We start from the raw sequence: 250 nt of genomic DNA, 5'->3' as shown, positions 1-250 counted from the left end.
CGCGGACGCCATGACGGAACTGAACGCCTTGGTCCAGGTCGCGGATGTTGCGTTGGAGGATGACTGGTCCGGGGAGGACCTGCTGGAGCGGGCCAAGGAAAACCGGTTACAGCGCCTGGGCGTGGTGCGACGGCTCGAATCCGAACTCGCGGCCGTCAAGGCCCTCACCATCGCCGAGTATGTCGGGATCGAGGATGCCCTGACCCCACCGGATCTGGGCATCACCCATCAACGGGCCCGGGAAATCTCT

General features: G+C 64.8%; 1 pseudogene. It reads left to right on the top strand.

From position 1 onward, the window contains the following. Positions 1–250, top strand: a pseudogene (locus tag ASF72_RS20665) (hypothetical protein); the annotation flags it as partial.

This window comes from Arthrobacter sp. Leaf141 (assembly GCF_001424565.1).
In the GTDB taxonomy this organism is placed as follows: Bacteria; Actinomycetota; Actinomycetes; order Actinomycetales; family Micrococcaceae; genus Arthrobacter.
The sequence above is the reverse complement of the archived record's forward strand: the minus strand, read 5'-3'. Positions and strand labels throughout refer to the sequence as shown.